This window comes from Natrarchaeobaculum sulfurireducens, assembly GCF_003430825.1.
In the GTDB taxonomy this organism is placed as follows: Archaea; Halobacteriota; Halobacteria; order Halobacteriales; family Natrialbaceae; genus Natrarchaeobaculum; species Natrarchaeobaculum sulfurireducens.
This window is the reverse complement of record NZ_CP024047.1, coordinates 117,883-133,421: the sequence shown is the minus strand read 5'-3', so window position 1 is coordinate 133,421 and position 15,539 is coordinate 117,883. Positions and strand designations below refer to the sequence as shown.

The following is a 15,539-nucleotide window of genomic DNA, read 5'->3' as shown; positions in this document are numbered from 1 at the left end:
TGCACGTCAGTGTAACCTGATCGGCAGACGGGTCGACGATCAGTATGTGAATCGTTGCAGTTGTTACTAGAGACTCGAACGTCTCGATTCATCCTGATCCTACGGGGCCAGGTATTCTCCTCGATTCTGATAAGCGTTCGTGGAACGTATCGGCATGGGCCACACAGCCGCCGACCAAGACGGGGTTCGAAGTACCGTCTAACGAAATGGAAACAGCGGCTTCGACGGCTGTAGGACCGAAAATATTAGAAAGGTGCCAGCAGAGTGGTGGGTTACTGCTGTCGACGGCGTGTCAGCATGGCAACAGCCAGTAGCGCAACGATCGCAACCGTAAGACCGAATCCAGGGATTCCGTCACCCTCGGTCTCTGTGGCCGTATCATCGGATTCATCGGCATCAGCCTCGTCAGTCACCTCATCAACGGTGTCATCCGTCGTGTCGTCAGCAGCGTCGGCGTCGGAATCACCGGCATCGTCAGCGTCGGCAGCCTCGGAATCGTCAGTATCGTCAGCGCCGTCATCCGTCGGTTCGTCGGCGGTGTCGTCGGCCGGGTCGACGGACTCGAGTTCTTCGACGAAAATTCCGTCAGTGTCGGCAATTGCACTGCCACCCACGCGATACTCGAGCGTCGCTTCGTCGCCGTCCTCACGGTCGTCGAAATCGAACGGTTCGGACGCCCACGACCCGTCAGTATCGATCGCCGCATCTTCGGTTGACAGGAAGCTCTCGGTCTCTCCGGCGTTGCTGATCCGAAGGTCGACGGACGAACCAGGTGCAACGTTCGTCTCGCCCGAGACGACGGCCTCGTCGTCGGTCTCGAGCTGGACGGCGTCGTCCGCGTCGAGTGCGTGGAACCCGACGTCTCGGTCGACCATATCGAACTCGGTAGTGATAGTCTGGGACTCTCCAGGTTCGAAGTACGGATAGGCTGGATCACGGGTCGTGTGCTCACCCGCATCGCCTCGCCACGGCATTCCATCAGGCGTCACATCGTATCCGCCAGGATACCTGTCCGCAATGAGCTCGATGAGGCTGTCCGGACCGTAGAAGTAGAAGCTGTCATCGGTGTCTGCTTCGTACTCGATCGTTGCCTCGAAGGTATCGCCGTCCTCGTAGTCGCGGGTGAACGCATCAGACGCGCTCGTATCGACGACGATGTACAGTTCACCGTCGAGATGGTTGCCGAAGGCGACGACCTCGTCCTTGTCGGCGTTCTCGAAGTCAACGCGGTTCGGGTCCTGGTTGCCCGTCGTCTCGGTTTCTTCGATCTCAAGCGTGACCCCTTCGCCGTCGTACTCGTTGAGTTCGTGGATCACATGGGGCTTAAACCCGTCTTCGATCAACGGATCGTAATCGCCCTCGTCAGCGATTCCAACCATGAGGCCGTAGACACCGGACATTTCCGCCCGGACGATCAGCCGGTCATCTTCGGCGATGCCGGTTCGTGGCGTCGGCGTCGCCTCTTCGATCTCGGGATCGAGGAACTCCTCGAGTTCGTGTGCGTCGGCATCGTCTTCTGGTGCGACCATCGTTTCGACCTCGCCGAGTCCGGGCTGAGTCAGGTCGACTCTCGCCGCGTCGAGTTCGTCGTCGACATCGAGTTCACCGCTGTCGGCGACGAGCACACCGTCATCGGTGCTCGCGAGCGGGTAATCGGTCGGCTGCAGCGGCCGCACGAGCTGGTTGTACGCGATGTCGCCAGTGTCCTCGTTGACGCCAGTGATCACGTCTACACCGTCTGGGGCTGGATTGCCCGTATCAGGATCAATGGTTTCCCACTCGAAGAGGTCGTGAGGCTGGTCGACCGGATCGTCGATGAGCTCGAGCTCTTCGAGGAATTCGACGAAGCTTACCCGGTCGGTCGCGTCCATGTCGCCGTCGTCGTAGAACTCGAGGTCATCGAACGGCTCGGGAAGATCGTCGTCAGTGTGGTGGTGGTTGTCGACCCACTCGATGGGGTTATCGAGGTCGATTTCGTCGAGTAGGCTCACCACCTCGTCCTCGGAGTCGACGCTCGCGTAGCCGTTACCCATGCCCATCAGTCGGGGGTTGAGCGTCACGTTGGCCATCCCGCTACCGGTGTCGTCTTCGACGTAGACGATGTCGACGAAACCAACGTCCTCGTCACCGAAGACGAGATAGGCGTCGTCGGTATCGTCGAACTCTACCGTAAGATGAACCGGATCGCCAGCCGTCTGTGTGTAGACGCTATCGTCGAAGTTCGCCTCGACATCGGAGTCTAGGACGGAAATATCCTGCTCGTCCGACGCGGCGGTATCGGTCACGCTGAACTCGAACGTGTAGTCACTGTCGTCGATGCCGTCGAAGTCGACGTCCGCGTCGGTGTCGGATAGCTCGACGAAGACGATCGACTCGTCGGCGTCGTCCTCGTCGGCCGCCCAGAGCCCGACGTCGAAGTCACCGAAGGTGACGGCTTCGACGACGTCGGCTTCGTCGCTATAGTCGCTATTGTCGGTTACGTCGTCGACGAAGTCCTCGTCGAGAACGGGGTTATCGTTGGCGTCGGTTTCGAAGACACCGCCAGCCGCACGGAGCGCGTCGACGACGTCACCGTAGTCGTCGTCACCCCACTCGAGGTCGGTCGGGCCATCGTAGCCGACCTCCGAGTCGGAGGCGTTGTCGAGGAAGTACGAGACCTCCGCGAAGAAGACACCGGCATCGCTATCGGACTCTTCGAAGACGGTCCGAAGGAGTTCGTCGTCGTCGAGATCGCCGTCGGCACTCACGGTGACCGAGTAAGTGCCGCGGTCGGAGTCGATATCGAGTTCCGTCGTGGACTCAGCACCGTCGTCGGTCACTTCGTCGTCGTCGAATGTGGCACTAAAGCCCTGTTCGGTCACTTCGAAGGTATCCTCCTGGGCTGGACTGGACTCGAGTTCACCACCGCGGACGAAGTAATCACCAGCGTCGAGGCCGCTGGTATCGACTTCGATAGCCCAAACGTCATCGTCGTCGTCGGGGTTTTCCGATGTTGGCAGCCCAGTATCGCTCGGATCGACCTCGAGAGCGAGTTCGTCGTAGCCGACCCACTCGGCTTGCAGTTCTTCTTCGAAGCTACTGCTGTCGACGTCCCCGCCATCGAACGAGTCGACAGAACGGAGCTGGAAGGTTGCATCTGGGTCCTCGTCGACCGCCTCACCGACGATATATACGTCTTGGCCCTGGAAGATGACGCTTGCACTCGAGTTGTAGGCGTCAACGTACTCGACTTCACTGCTAGTCGAAGCCGCCGCAGCGCCGGCAAGCGTGGTGGACATTGCCACCAGCGAGAGTGTCATCATCGCAGCTAGAACCACCGCGCGTCTCATGTCGTGATATGACCTCGTATCGTTCATTGTTGTCTTGGGGATTGTCTGTTGGGAGAGGGTAGTTCGCGAGCGGTACGCGGAAACACCGGTCAGCACCTCACCGACGGATCGTCAGCACCGACGGCCCCGGGAAGGGGTATCATGTGAGTAATTCGTACCCCATGATAAATATGCATGTTTATAGTATCCGAGCTGATAAACTCGATACACGTGTGTACAGCGTTTAGTAGCGTCCGGATGGGCGATTAAGAGTCTGAATAACAGACCTCTAGTAATTCATAATTCAAGACAGAGCCATAGAAGCAGCGAGTTTATGCGGGAGACTCATAGAAATGGTTGTTTCCTGTCAGGCTTGTTAGGATCACGATTGGTCGATGCCTCTTGCGGACGGAAAAACCTTCAAACGGTCTAGTTGTTGCTTCGCAAGGGTAGCTCGCTGATTACTTCCGGGTCGATTGCAACTAGCCACTGCGTCAGACGAATCGTTACACCGGTACCGGTAGACGCTCCAACGAGGGCCCGATCACCGATACCGAATTGCGACAGCCCCTATCGGCCCACCGAACACTGCGGACTAACCCCACCACTCGAGGGCACGCTCGAGAAGCGATCCCGCCGTCCGTCGCCTGGCGATGATGACCGGGACGGGGACCCGCTGACCGACGGCTTCGGCGACGGAGCCCACCACACGGTTCTGGAAGCGACGCTCCCGGGTCGCGCCCAGAACGACGACATCCCGATCGGCAGCAGCCGCCACGATAGCGTCGGCGACGGCGTCCGTTTCGTGGACGTCGGTCTTCGTGGACACGTCGGAGAGCAGGCCACTGGCCTCGTGGACGTGACGAAGGGCGGTTTCACGATCTGGGTCCGTGGCGTCCTGTGGCACATAAGAGGCGACGGTCACGGTCGCATCGTTGGCCCGAGCGATAGCAGCCGCGAGGTCGGCCGCGGCCTCGGCGTGGGGGCCGCCGTCGGTTGGGAGCAAAACGTCGTCAACCGTGTCGGTGGTCGTACCGATCCGTTCGACGAAGACGTCACACGGTGCCCGCCGAAGAACAGGATCGACGGTCGTTCCGAGGACGATGTCGGAGGGGCGAGCGCGCTCTTGCCACCCGAGCAAGAGTGCATCGGCGTCGGCATCTTCGACCGCGGTGAGGAGTGCATCGGAGACGTCGCTGCCGACCAGAAGACTGCGCTGGACTGGGACTGACGCACGCTCGGCGACGGCGACCGCTTCTTCGAGGACCGACGCCCGTCCGTCGGCGAACTCCCGTTTGATCCGATCGTCCGAGAAGAGTAAAAACGGCGAACTCGCGTGTTTGTGGACGACGCTAACGACACGAATTTCCCCACCTCGATCGGTCGCAACGTCGACGGCTGTCCGCATGAGTTGTTCGACGTGGTTGGGATTCGAGACGGCGACGACGAGCGTGTACGGGCGGTCGGTCGCCGTCTCATCCTCGATAACCGTCTGGACGTCGCCCATACCCTGCCGATACGCGCTGAGCGTAAAAATAAACTAACAACAGAGAGACGATAGGTGGGACTCGATGAATGTCTCAAAACCGATGAACAAACCAAAAATAGACGCTGTTCGGCGAGTTACTATCGAGTGCTACGGAACGCTGTCCGACTATCCCAGAAGGCAACGACCCGAAAGCAGTCTCTGGGAGCCAGGTACAACAGCCGTGCCAGACGGAGATCGACCGTCTGAGATGGACTACAGTCAGTCATTTCCGGCGCACCCACGACCTGTCCGGCGGTTGCATCGGTAAATCGTCACAGTAACCCGTATGATCAGCACAACGATGTGAGCGACTCAGCAATCGAGATTAGAGGTTCTCGAGATCCCAGCCGACGAACTCGTTCTCGAGGTCGACCTCGAGCGCCTGGAGGAGCCGTGCGAGTCCGAGATAACAGCCCGAAAGTGCACAGACGCCGAGAATCGTCTCCTCGTCGTAGTGGTCGGCCAGTCGCTCGTGGGTCTCGTCGTCGACCTCGTCGTCGACGAACCGCTCGACGTAGGCAACGAGTGCCGCCCGTTCCGGCTCGAGTCGATCGGGTTCCTCTCGAGAGATAGCGAGGATTTCCTCGGGGTCCATCCCCTCATCGAGCGCGACACGGACGTGCTGGTGCCACTCGTAAGCCGTGTCGGCGTAGTATGCGGTCGCGAGGATGACGGTCTCACGCTCGTGTGGTGAGAGACCGCTTTCCAACCAGACGGTCGAGCCGTACCCCCGAAAGCCCTCGAGCAGCGCGACGGTTCGCCCGAGCGTCCGGTAGACGTTGAGCGTGCCACCCTCGAGCGAGTGGCTCCGTTCGTCGTCGTCGACGTCCGCATCGGAGAGCGTGTCGAGCAGGTCACGTTTTTCGGCGGGCAGGCCCTCGGGGTTGGCGTAGTCGATCCGTGCCATACGCCCTCATTTCGCTCGAAGAGGATAAGCGTCGGTGGCCGACGGCGGACCACACAGACTCACGCGCGCACAGCCACTACGTGGAAGCATTCATCCAGACGTTCACCGAGAGCGTGACACCAGAACTCGAGTGAACCGACTCGAGAACGCGGTCGCGGGCCGCGTCGGGCTCGAGGGCCGTGGAAGAAGACGGCCACCAGGGTGAGAGTACACCGAGTCCAGCCTGGGAGATCCGCGTCGATCGTCTCGCATCTGTCGCATGGGCTCCCGTGATTCGAGGGGCCAGTCGCTGCAGAACGTCCGGGTGCGAGAATCGAACCACGGTCGTTCCGTTCGTTTCGGTCACTTCACTCTCTGATTCGATTCTCTGGGGGCTTCCGCGGCTCACGATGTTGTTCGCCGCAGAACATCCGGGTGCGAGAACCGAACCACGGTCGTTCCGTTCGTTTCGGTCACTTCACTCTCTGATTCGATTCTCTGGGGGCTTCCGCGGCTCACGATGTTGTTCGCCGCAGAACATCCGGGTGCGAGAATCGAACCTCGCCGAGACGCGTTCGCTTCGCTCCGCGCGACTCGTCTGGTTCGGCCTCGTCTTCCGGCTTTTTCACTCCTCACGTCGTTTGTCGTAAAAAGGTCCGGGTGCGAGAATCGAACCCGCGTCTCAGCCTCCACAAGGCTGAAGGATAACCACTACCCCAACCCGGACACGCTTGCAACCACTAGTAGGCCGGGTGCGACTCAAATACGTTACGACTCGAGCACGCCCTGTGTGACGTCATACCGCAGCGTCCGTCGTCAGTACCGACCGGGTCGGCGCTACGGCCCTGGTTCCGACCGAGACGTTTTTCGGCTGGACCCACGAACTGTGGCCAACGCGTGGCCATCACCGACAAGATCTACGTCAAGAACCACCGACAACTCAGCTCTCAGCTCGAGACGAACATCCCGAAAGGCGCGTTCAAGGGTGCGACGCTCGACATCCTCTTTCAGGGCGAGGGACTCGAGAAGCTCGACGACGCGACCCGCGACCGCGTCCTCGACTTCGCACAGGACTTCCTCGACTGTGCCTGCGACGACAATCCCTACTGTGGCTGTCCGGAGCGGAAGTTCATCCGTTATCTGCTCGAGCTTCGCGCCCAGGGGCTCGGTCCCGACGCGATCGTCGACGTGATGAGCGACGACTACATGCTGTATGCCTACTCCGGCGACGTACTCTCGTTTCTCGACGACGGCGTCCGAACGCTCGAGGCCGCAGAAGGGCTCGCTCGAGTCGAGGGAGCGAACGAGAAGTGCAACGAGATTCGAGACGCGAAACACGACCTCGCGAAGTAAGCGCCGACAGCGGCTCAGCGCAGCTGATAGGAGTCGTCGTTCTCGTCGAGTTCGTCGAGCAAGAGCACTTCGTTTTCCTCGTCCTCGAGTCGATCCTGGAGCTCGGTGACGTACGACTTGTACTCGTCGAGTTGCTCGCGCAGGTGACCGGCCTCGAGCTCGAGCCGTTCGTGCTCGCGGATGAAACTCTTCGGTACCTCGATGGTCGGCGGGAACGAGATGTCACCGTCCTCGCCACCCGAGCTCTCACGGGAGACGTCGTCTTCGGGAACGACGACGACCTGGCCGTCGTGTTCGACGAGCTGGTCGACGTAGTCACGAAAGACCGCCGACAACGAGATGTCACGTTCGGCCGCGATGTCCTGGAGCGCCTCGAACGCGTCCTCGTTGACTCGAAACGAGATCGTCTTGTTCTTGTTGCCCATTCATCGGTGTAGTTTCCGTTCAACGTACTTAACAGTTGGTCAGACGACCGGCAGTCGCCGCCGAGCGGGCCAGTAATGGCGTCTCGAGAACCTGCCGAGCGACGAATATGAGTACTCGGCGGGCGGTTTCAGTTCCGGCGAGAAAAACGGCGGTCCGGTGGTGTGTCGAACGGCAGATTTGAACCGACCGTGTGGTGATATATCGAGTGCGGGTTACGCCGGCGCTTCCGCGTCGGTCTCCTCGAGTTGCTCGAGCGCCTGGATGACGACACGCCGATAGTTTTCGACGGGTGAATCGTAGCGGTCGTGAACCATCTGAGCGTACTCGTTGGTCGGTGCGGTCGAACCGCTCTCGGGTGCCTCCTGCTCGGCTTCCCACGCCTCGAACGCTTCGATGCGATCGAGCGTTCGTTCGGCGGTCTCGACGACCCAGCGGTCGCGCGTCGCGGCGTCGACGACCGCGATCGACTCGGGGCGGACCGAGACGTTGACGGTGCCGTCTTCGGTCTCGTACGTCCGGGGTTTCCCGACGACCGCGACGTACGCCGGCGGTTCAGTGTCCCGGAGAATCGAAGCGGCTTCGGGCTGGTACTGGCCGGCGTAGACGAAGAACGTCCCCGTGGGATCGACGACCCGGCCGCGCCAGTACTCGCTGTCCTCGCCGACGTCTTCGGTTTCGGTGAGGGTGCCAACGAAAAACACGCGGTTGGCGCGGTCGCCCGTCGGAAGCAGCGCGTAGTTGGGTGCGCGCTCATCGTCGGATTCTTTGAAGGTGTACGTCGAGTCGTTAAATTCCGAGGCGAAGACGCGGCGAGCGACTTCGCGAGTGAGTTCTGCCTGGCTCATGTTACATCGACCTCGCTTTGATCAGCAGGTCCTCTGCATCGCCCGGTGCGTCTAGTTCCTCGACGTCGTCAGCCAGCACGTACCGGCCGAACGTCGGCCCCTCGATCCGGTAGTAGGTGCCGAGGATCTTCGCCGCGATCTCGTCGGCGACGATCGTCGTATCGAGTGCGTCCATCGCCATCTCTTTGGCCTCCTCGAGCGAGAGTCCCGTGAGCTCCTCGGTGGCTTCCTTGTCAAAGATCACTTCGTGCGCGTCGATGCCGTCGTCGACGACGGCCTTGATCCGGAGGTCGAACTCGCCTTCGACCTCGCCGTGTTCGTTACAGCGGCCGTTCTGGAGGACGCGCGTACAGTCCTCCTCGGGGCAGCGCTTGATGAGTCCACTGCCGCTCTGCATGTCGATGAGGGCACCGTGGATCTCGCTCGTGTCGTCGCCGACTTCGAGGTCCTCATCGAGTTCCTCGGTGACGGTCGTTGAATTGAGTTTGACCGAGTATCGGCCCTGATACTCGTCAGTGACGACGTTTCGGAGCTCGTAGACACCGCCTTCCTCGAGCGTCGGAAGCTCGGATTTGGCCCACTTGGTGAACTTGATCGTCCCGGTCGGGTCCCCGAGCAGTCCCACCTGTGCGATAGAGTCACTGCGGGGCTCCCAGAGTTCGATGACCTTCGCAGTGAGGTCGATCCACTCTTCGGGCTCGTCGACGTCTTCGATGCTGACGGCCTCGCTGCCGCCACGCGAGATATCCTCGCGCTCGAGACCCGCCTCCTCGAGATAGTGGTTGGTGACGCTCCGTCTGGCTTCGTCGATGGGGACTTTGTACTCGTCGACGAGCGTCCGAAAGCGCTCCTCGACGTCTTCGACGGTAACGTCGAGATGGTCCGAAAACTGCTCGTATACGTCTTCCGCGTGCTGTCGTACGTCGCTCATTGTCTCACGCCTCCTCTTTCGTTTCAACGGGAGGCATACCGCTGTTCGCGCCCGATACTATTTAAATTGCCGCCACCGGATCGAAAGTGAACGTCCGTACGACGAGCGTGGCGACGGCCCGTTCACCGCCGTCGAGTCCTCATACTATCAGCCAGAAGTCAATGAAGGGGATTCGTCGGACGGGAGCGGCGAACGCTCACAGTGGTTCTGTCCGACAGTATCAAATGCCGACGAAGACGAGATACCATATCATCGCGGCGGTGAAAAACGCGAACATGGCGAAAAAGACGTAAGCCATGGTCGGCGAGGGGGCGTCATCGGACTCATTGAGCGAGCCGTGGTCAGCGACGCGGCGACGGTCGATTCCTCCGAGTTCGTCGGCGTGTTCCGAGCCGAGGTGGGTTAGATACGCGTCTTCGTCGGAAATCGTCGCGTCGCAGTACTCACACTCGGGCATTGATCGACGTCTCGGCTCAACCCACTCAGTAGTGACGGCTCGAGCGTGACAGGCTCACTCCGATCCGTCGCCGTATTCGGTCAGTGACCCCTCGGTCACGTCCGCCCGATGGCTCGTCGCGAGTCCCGCGAGGTGGGGTGCCTCCGGAACGATGAGTTTCTCACAGGCAGTCTGACAGGCGCCAGTGCTCCCCGGGATACAGAACACCGGTGTGTCGACGGCGAGACCCGCGGTCGCACGCGAGGCGATTGCTCGCGTACCGATTTCGTCCCACGAGAGCGCGCGAAACCGTTCGCCAAAACCCGGCAGGTCGCGTTCGAACAGCGACGACGTGGCGTCGGGCGAGACGTCGTCGACCGTGACGCCCGTCCCGCCGGTCGTGACGACGACGTCGATGTCACGACGGGCGACCAGGCCCCGGACAGCCGTCCGGATCGCCGAGTAGTCATCCCGAACCAGCAGTCGCTCGCGGATCTCGTGGCCCTCGTCCTCGAAACACTCCTGGATCGTGTCCCCGCCCGGATCGTCGGGATCCGCTTCGTCGGCCGCCGCGCGAGAACTCGAGACCGTCACGATTCCGACATAGAGCGGATCGATGAGGTCGTGGCCGTGATCGTCGGTGCTTCGCCGGTCGTCGCGATCGATCGGTGCGTCGGTGTCGGTCATGGGTCGTATGCGTGTGTGCACGCCGCGGTGCGATAATTGCTGTCCTCCGGGACGCCGTGGACGGATCGGTCACCCGTCACCGGAGATAACGACCGTCTCGCCCATTCCCGTCGGTGCGGGGTTCTCGAAGGTCGACCAGTCGGCGTCCAGTTCCGCGTCCGTGAGCAGACAGTCGTCGAGTCGCTGCGTGAGGGCCTCGAGATCGAGCCCTCGGCCAATGAGCGCGAGTCGCGTCTCGCGGTCGCCCCACGTGTCGTCCCACTCGAGGTCCGATTGGCCCTCGCGGTAGAGCTCCTGTTGGTCCTCGGAGAGGCTCGCGATCCAGCGTCCCGTCACCTCGAGGGTCGTCTCGTCCCCTGCCTGGCTCATCGTGATCGCCTGTCGGTCGCGGCCGGCGATCCAGCACAGCCCCTTCGCGCGGACGAGTTCGTCGGGGAGATCAGAGAGCAGGGCCGCGAACCGCTCGGGGTGGAGGGGCCGTCGGCGATGGTAGCCGTCGACGACGATGCCGTAGCGTTCCGGCGGATGTGCGTGCTCGTCGTCGTGCCCGTGGTCGTGATCGGTGTGGTCGTCCTCGTGATCGTGATCATGCTCGTTGTCCGCGTGCCCGTGTGCGTGTTCCTCGCAGGTGCCGTCTTCGGCTCCGCCCTCGTCCTCGAGCGCCCGTTTCCACCCCGCGGCGTCGGTTGCTGCCTCGAGGTCGAATCGGTCGACACCGAGCAGGTCCTCGGGATCGAGCGCGCCGTACTCAGTGGTCACGATTTCGGCACGGGGCTGTAAGGTCTCGAGCAGTGTGACGACGCGCTCGCGCTCGGCGGCGTCGACGAGGTCGCATTTGTTGACGACCAGCAGATCACAGAACTCGACCTGCGCTAAGACGAGGTCCGCGAGCGGTCGGTTGCCGGAGTCGTCTTCGCCCCGGCGTTCCGGGGTCGCTGGGGGAGTGTCAGACTCGCGGTCGCTACCGTCGTCGGCGAAGCGATCGTGGAAGCGACGGGCGTCGACGACAGTGACGACGGCCTCGAGGTCGTAGGGGCCGCCAGCGGGGCCGCGGACGAACTGGCGGGCAATCGGTTCCGGTTCGCCGACGCCGGAAGCCTCGACCACGAGGTGGTCGAAGTCGTGTTCCTGCCAGAGGCGGATCACGGATCGGGAGAGTTCGCCACCGAGGCTACAGCAGATACAGCCGTTCTCGAGAGCGAGTACCTCCTCGCCACCCTCGAGATCGGTGCGCGCCTCCACGAGGTCGGCATCGACGTTTACGTCGCCGACGTCGTTGACCAGCACCGCGACGTCGCGGTCGGTCGACTCGAGCAGCGTCGAGAGCAACGTCGTCTTTCCTGCGCCGAGTTCACCACAGAGGACGGTAACCGGGACGGACATTTCTTACTCGTTTGCGAGCGCGAGTTCACGTCGATCTTGCGGTTCGAACGGATCGGCGTAGGTCTCCCAGTCGTCGTCCAGTTCGGCGTCGGTGAGCAGACAGTCGTCGAGTCGGTCGATCAGGCCGGCCTCGTCGAACTCGCGGGCGATGAAGACGAGGCGGGTCATTCGGTCGCCCCACTCGTCGTCCCAGTCGTCCTCGAGGCCGGGGCGAGCGGCGAAGTACTGCTCGCGCTGGGCGGCCGGGAGCGTCGCGAGCCACTGGCCCGACGGCCCCGCGCGGACGGACGTGCCGGCTTTGTCGAGTCCCATCGCGACGTCCTCGCGACCGGCACTCCAGAAGAAACCCTTCGCGCGGACGATCTCGTCGGGCATTGAAGTAAAGACGGCGGCGATCCGCTCGGGATGGAACGGCCGGTCGCGCTCGTAGACGAACGAGGTGACGCCGTGTTCCTCGGCCGGGTCGTGGTGGTGGTCGTGCTGGAGTTCGTGTTTCCAGCCCGCCGAGTTCTGGGCGCGCTGGAAATCGAAGCGGCCGGTACCGAGGATCTCGGCGGGATCGACGTCGCCGAACTCGGTGCGAACGATCTCGGCCCGCGGCTGAAGCCGTTCGAGGACGGCCTCGATCTCCTCGAGGGCGTCGTCGGGGACGAGATCGCATTTGTTGAGCACGAGGACGTCACAGAACTCGATCTGGTCGAGCAGGACCTCCTCGGGGACTCGGCTCGAGTGCGCCTCGAGTCGCCCGTCGGTCAGTTCCGAGCCGGTGTCGAACGACTCCCAGACGCTGTGGGCGTTGACGACGGTCACCATCGTGTCGAGTTCGTACGTGTCGGTCGGGTCGAAACTCGCGTCCTCGAAGCCCATCGCGAACGTCTGGGCGACCGGGATCGGCTCGGAGATACCCGACGATTCGACCAGCAGGTAATCGAACTCACGCCGGTCGGCGAGACGGCCGACTTCCTCGAGCATATCGCCGCGCAGGCGACAGCAGATACAGCCGTTGGACAACTCGATGATGTCTTCGTCACCAGCCAACTCGGACTGCTGGGCGACGTGTTCGGCATCGACGTTCACCTCGCCCATGTCGTTGACGACGACGGCCACCTCGAGGCCGTGGTCGGCGGTCAGTACGTGGTTGAGGACGGTCGTCTTGCCCGCCCCGAGCGGGCCGCTGAGAACGGTCACGGGAATACGGTCGTCTGTCATCGTGAGTTGTGAATAAGTTCCAGAGTCTTATTAATGTTAGTTATTACGTGGGCTGCGCGGAGTAGATAACAAATAATATTATTTTTATTATTGGTATTATTAATATGCCCGTCGTCAGCGGCTCGATGCCCACGGAACTGCTCGAGCGACTCGACGCACTTGCCGAGGAGTACGACTACACTGGCCGCAGCGAGGTGGTCCGCGAGGGAGTCCGAACGCTGCTCTCCGAGTTCGACGACGAGCGTCTCGAGAGCCGGCCGCTCGCGGCGACAGTCAGTGTCGTTTCCGCATTCGGTGCTCGCGGCGACGAACACCGCATCGCGGCGCTGCGCCACGAGCACGAGGAGCTGCTTGTCTCGACGTTCGTCGGCGGCTGTCGGGTGCTCGAGGGTGTCGAGGCCGTCGAGTGTTCGCTGGTCCCGCTGGACGACGTGGGTCAACGACCGGTCGACTGACCGGTGCTCACGTCGGCACGGCCCATCTCGGAGCCACGACGGGAGCGGACCGGAGCCGACGGCTTCGACTCCAGTCGGAGTAGTTACTCCCTCGGCCGCCCGTACTTTTCGGTGGGTGACACCCATCGCCTTTCGATGGCCGGTCCGGGAGGGACCGGTACCACGGCGTCGGACGGGGACGACCGCGACTTACCTCGACCGTGTGCGAGTGTTCGAGATGGACGGACAGTCGGTTGAACACTGGGACGAGCCCGGTGGCTAGATCAGTCCAAGGACGAACGCCAGCCCCATCCCGACGAGCGCGACGGCGGTGATCGTCGGAAGATATGGCGTGAGTCGTTCGATCCGATCGCGGGAGTGCTCATAGCCCGCGATCAACAGCAGCGTCGGGACGACGATGGCGACGATGACGGCCAGCGAGTAGACGAGCATCAACTCGAGGCAGGCATCCGTCCCGACACAGATGGCGAGGATCTGGATCGGCTCTTCGTGGGCAAAGCCGAGCAAGAGCGCGGTCGTCCCGAGCGCAAGGAGGCCGCGTTCGGCGTGTTCCTCGCTGAGGTGTTGGTGGCCGCCTCCACCAGGGAGGACGCGCCGAAGCCGGGTGAAGAGTCCGGCCGATTCGGCGTGGTCGTGCCCGTGGAAGTGTCCACCACGGTCGTGCGAATGGGCCTCGCCGGCATCAGTGCGGTGAGCGTGATCATGATGATGGTCGTGGTGTTCCTGGTGACTGTCGTCGTGTTCGTGGTGGTCGTGGTGGCCGGCGTCGTGTTCGTGGTCGTCGCCGATCCCGTGTACGTGACCGTTGCGATACTCGTGGATGCCGAGCAGAATCAGGATGAGACCGGCGACGTACCGGAGCCACGGCCCCTCAGCAAACTCTGCAAACGCGGAAAACCAGAAGTACGCTAGAACGAGTGCGACGCTGCTGATGAGATGCCCGACGCCGAGGATCACCGCCGCGAGAAAGCCATACAGCAAGCGCCGTCGCTTGTTCAACGCGTACGTCGCGGCGATCGGCCAGCCGTGGTCCGGCAACACGCCGTGGACGAACCCGATGAGGACGACCCCGAGAACGACACCGAGTTCCATATCCAAACGGCAGCCCCTGGGCCCTAAACAGGTTGTTATGAGCAGTGTCGGGGTATCGTAATACGACTAGGAAATCCTGCTAAGGTCCGGGATCAGACTGTTAAGCAAGTGGTGGATGGAAGTGAACCGCGACCTGGCGGCCACGGGAACGTTCGACTCCCCGTACTGCCGGACAGCAGTGATTGAAGCGCAGTCACCGGACGGGTGCGGCGAATCTCACACGAGTTCTGACCGACAGTATCAGTTTCCGTCGTCGTACTCGTATCCCTTCTGGGGGTCCTCGACGCCTTCGGTGCGCGAGCCGACCCAGGCACCGAGCGAGAGGCCGTAGACGAGGTGGCCAGCGTGAAACAGCGCGAGTTCGTCCGCCTCGAGGCGGGTGCCGAGCACTTCCTTCAGCATGATCTGGGAGCCAAACGCCGAGAGCACCATCCCGTAGACTGCGCCCCAGAGAAGCCCGCGCTGTTCGGGTTCGATCGACCGGTCGGCATCCTGCAGGGCGAACAGCGTCCCGAAGAGCGCGCCAGCTTGAATCCCGTAGGCGAAGTGGAGGAGAAGGCCCGCAGTCGGATGGTCGTCCGGCTCACCCCGGGAGACGTACTGCGCCCAGAAGTTCGCTGACGGCGTTGACCTCCTCCCGCGCCTGAAGACGCCGGAATCCGCGAAGCGGAGTTCAAGGTTGCGCGTTTCCTCGGTGGCGAAGTACGCTTTCGCGTCCCACGTCGACGGTCGCCGCCCAGTTGTGACCAAGGACGTGCGTTACAGCGCGTATAGCCCGGCCAAACGGGCCTTCCGTCCGACGCGCGGTCGGCGTTTCGACGCGACGAATACCGCTCGTCCCTCCACGGCGGGGTATTCAGCCCGCACGGTACCACGATTCGCGTCACCCGAAGTCTGGCGGAATCGAAGATTCCGCTGCCCTCGCGGAACTGGGTTCCGCTTAGTGTTACGTCGTGGACTGGTTCGATCGGATTTGTTACCACGTGAGAAGTCACGGCGA

At 62.2% G+C, this 15,539-nt stretch carries 14 protein-coding genes and 1 tRNA gene; 2 read left to right on the top strand and 13 right to left on the bottom strand.

All coding sequences use genetic code 11. From position 1 onward, the window contains the following. Positions 1–272: 272 nt before the first annotated feature. The 4 genes from AArc1_RS01815 to AArc1_RS01795 form a co-directional block, all read right to left on the bottom strand. Positions 273–3,278 (bottom strand): BGTF surface domain-containing protein, encoded by a 3,006-nt coding sequence (locus tag AArc1_RS01815; protein WP_133412201.1) that lies wholly within the window; start codon positions 3,276–3,278, stop codon positions 273–275. A gap of 625 nt (positions 3,279–3,903) precedes the next feature. After that, positions 3,904–4,815 carry a universal stress protein gene (locus AArc1_RS01810; protein ID WP_117362653.1) on the bottom strand — a complete coding sequence of 304 codons (912 nt, stop codon included), beginning with the start codon at positions 4,813–4,815 and terminating at the stop codon, positions 3,904–3,906. A 346-nt stretch (positions 4,816–5,161) separates the two neighbouring features. Further along, on the bottom strand, positions 5,162–5,743 hold the full coding sequence (locus AArc1_RS01805) for a carboxymuconolactone decarboxylase family protein (protein ID WP_117362652.1): 582 nt from the start codon (positions 5,741–5,743) through the stop codon (positions 5,162–5,164). A 633-nt stretch (positions 5,744–6,376) separates the two neighbouring features. Next, positions 6,377–6,448: transfer RNA gene (locus tag AArc1_RS01795), tRNA-His, on the bottom strand. A 171-nt stretch (positions 6,449–6,619) separates the two neighbouring features. Between AArc1_RS01795 and AArc1_RS01790 the strand changes: the two genes are divergently transcribed. Further along, on the top strand, positions 6,620–7,075 hold the full coding sequence (locus AArc1_RS01790; RefSeq protein WP_117362650.1) for a DUF5814 domain-containing protein: 456 nt from the start codon (positions 6,620–6,622) through the stop codon (positions 7,073–7,075). Between the two features lie 14 nt (positions 7,076–7,089). Here the strand turns inward: AArc1_RS01790 and AArc1_RS01785 are convergent, their stop codons facing one another. The 7 genes from AArc1_RS01785 to AArc1_RS01755 form a co-directional block, all read right to left on the bottom strand. Beyond that, positions 7,090–7,500, bottom strand: coding sequence for a ribbon-helix-helix protein, CopG family (locus AArc1_RS01785; protein WP_117362649.1), 411 nt, complete (start codon positions 7,498–7,500; stop codon positions 7,090–7,092). Between the two features lie 213 nt (positions 7,501–7,713). Then, complete coding sequence (locus AArc1_RS01780; RefSeq protein WP_117362648.1) at positions 7,714–8,346, bottom strand: RPA family protein; 633 nt, start codon at positions 8,344–8,346, stop codon at positions 7,714–7,716. A 1-nt stretch (position 8,347) separates the two neighbouring features. Beyond that, entirely contained in the window at positions 8,348–9,277 is a 930-nt protein-coding gene (locus AArc1_RS01775; protein WP_117362647.1) for a replication factor A, read from the bottom strand. A gap of 220 nt (positions 9,278–9,497) precedes the next feature. Further along, positions 9,498–9,734 (bottom strand): hypothetical protein, encoded by a 237-nt coding sequence (locus tag AArc1_RS18885; RefSeq protein ID WP_117362646.1) that lies wholly within the window; start codon positions 9,732–9,734, stop codon positions 9,498–9,500. Between the two features lie 54 nt (positions 9,735–9,788). After that, positions 9,789–10,400 carry a MogA/MoaB family molybdenum cofactor biosynthesis protein gene (locus AArc1_RS01765; protein ID WP_117362645.1) on the bottom strand — a complete coding sequence of 204 codons (612 nt, stop codon included), beginning with the start codon at positions 10,398–10,400 and terminating at the stop codon, positions 9,789–9,791. A gap of 69 nt (positions 10,401–10,469) precedes the next feature. Beyond that, entirely contained in the window at positions 10,470–11,783 is a 1,314-nt protein-coding gene (locus AArc1_RS01760) for a CobW family GTP-binding protein (protein ID WP_117362644.1), read from the bottom strand. Between the two features lie 3 nt (positions 11,784–11,786). Continuing rightward, positions 11,787–12,992, bottom strand: coding sequence for a CobW family GTP-binding protein (locus AArc1_RS01755; RefSeq protein ID WP_117362643.1), 1,206 nt, complete (start codon positions 12,990–12,992; stop codon positions 11,787–11,789). Between the two features lie 104 nt (positions 12,993–13,096). On the opposite strand from AArc1_RS01755, the gene AArc1_RS01750 reads away from it, so the two are divergent. Continuing rightward, complete coding sequence (locus AArc1_RS01750; RefSeq protein ID WP_117362642.1) at positions 13,097–13,447, top strand: CopG family ribbon-helix-helix protein; 351 nt, start codon at positions 13,097–13,099, stop codon at positions 13,445–13,447. A gap of 258 nt (positions 13,448–13,705) precedes the next feature. Here the strand turns inward: AArc1_RS01750 and AArc1_RS01745 are convergent, their stop codons facing one another. Then, entirely contained in the window at positions 13,706–14,539 is an 834-nt protein-coding gene (locus tag AArc1_RS01745) for an ABC transporter permease (RefSeq protein ID WP_117362641.1), read from the bottom strand. Between the two features lie 240 nt (positions 14,540–14,779). After that, positions 14,780–15,289, bottom strand: coding sequence for a hypothetical protein (locus AArc1_RS01740; RefSeq protein WP_228442367.1), 510 nt, complete (start codon positions 15,287–15,289; stop codon positions 14,780–14,782). Positions 15,290–15,539: the final 250 nt, after the last annotated feature.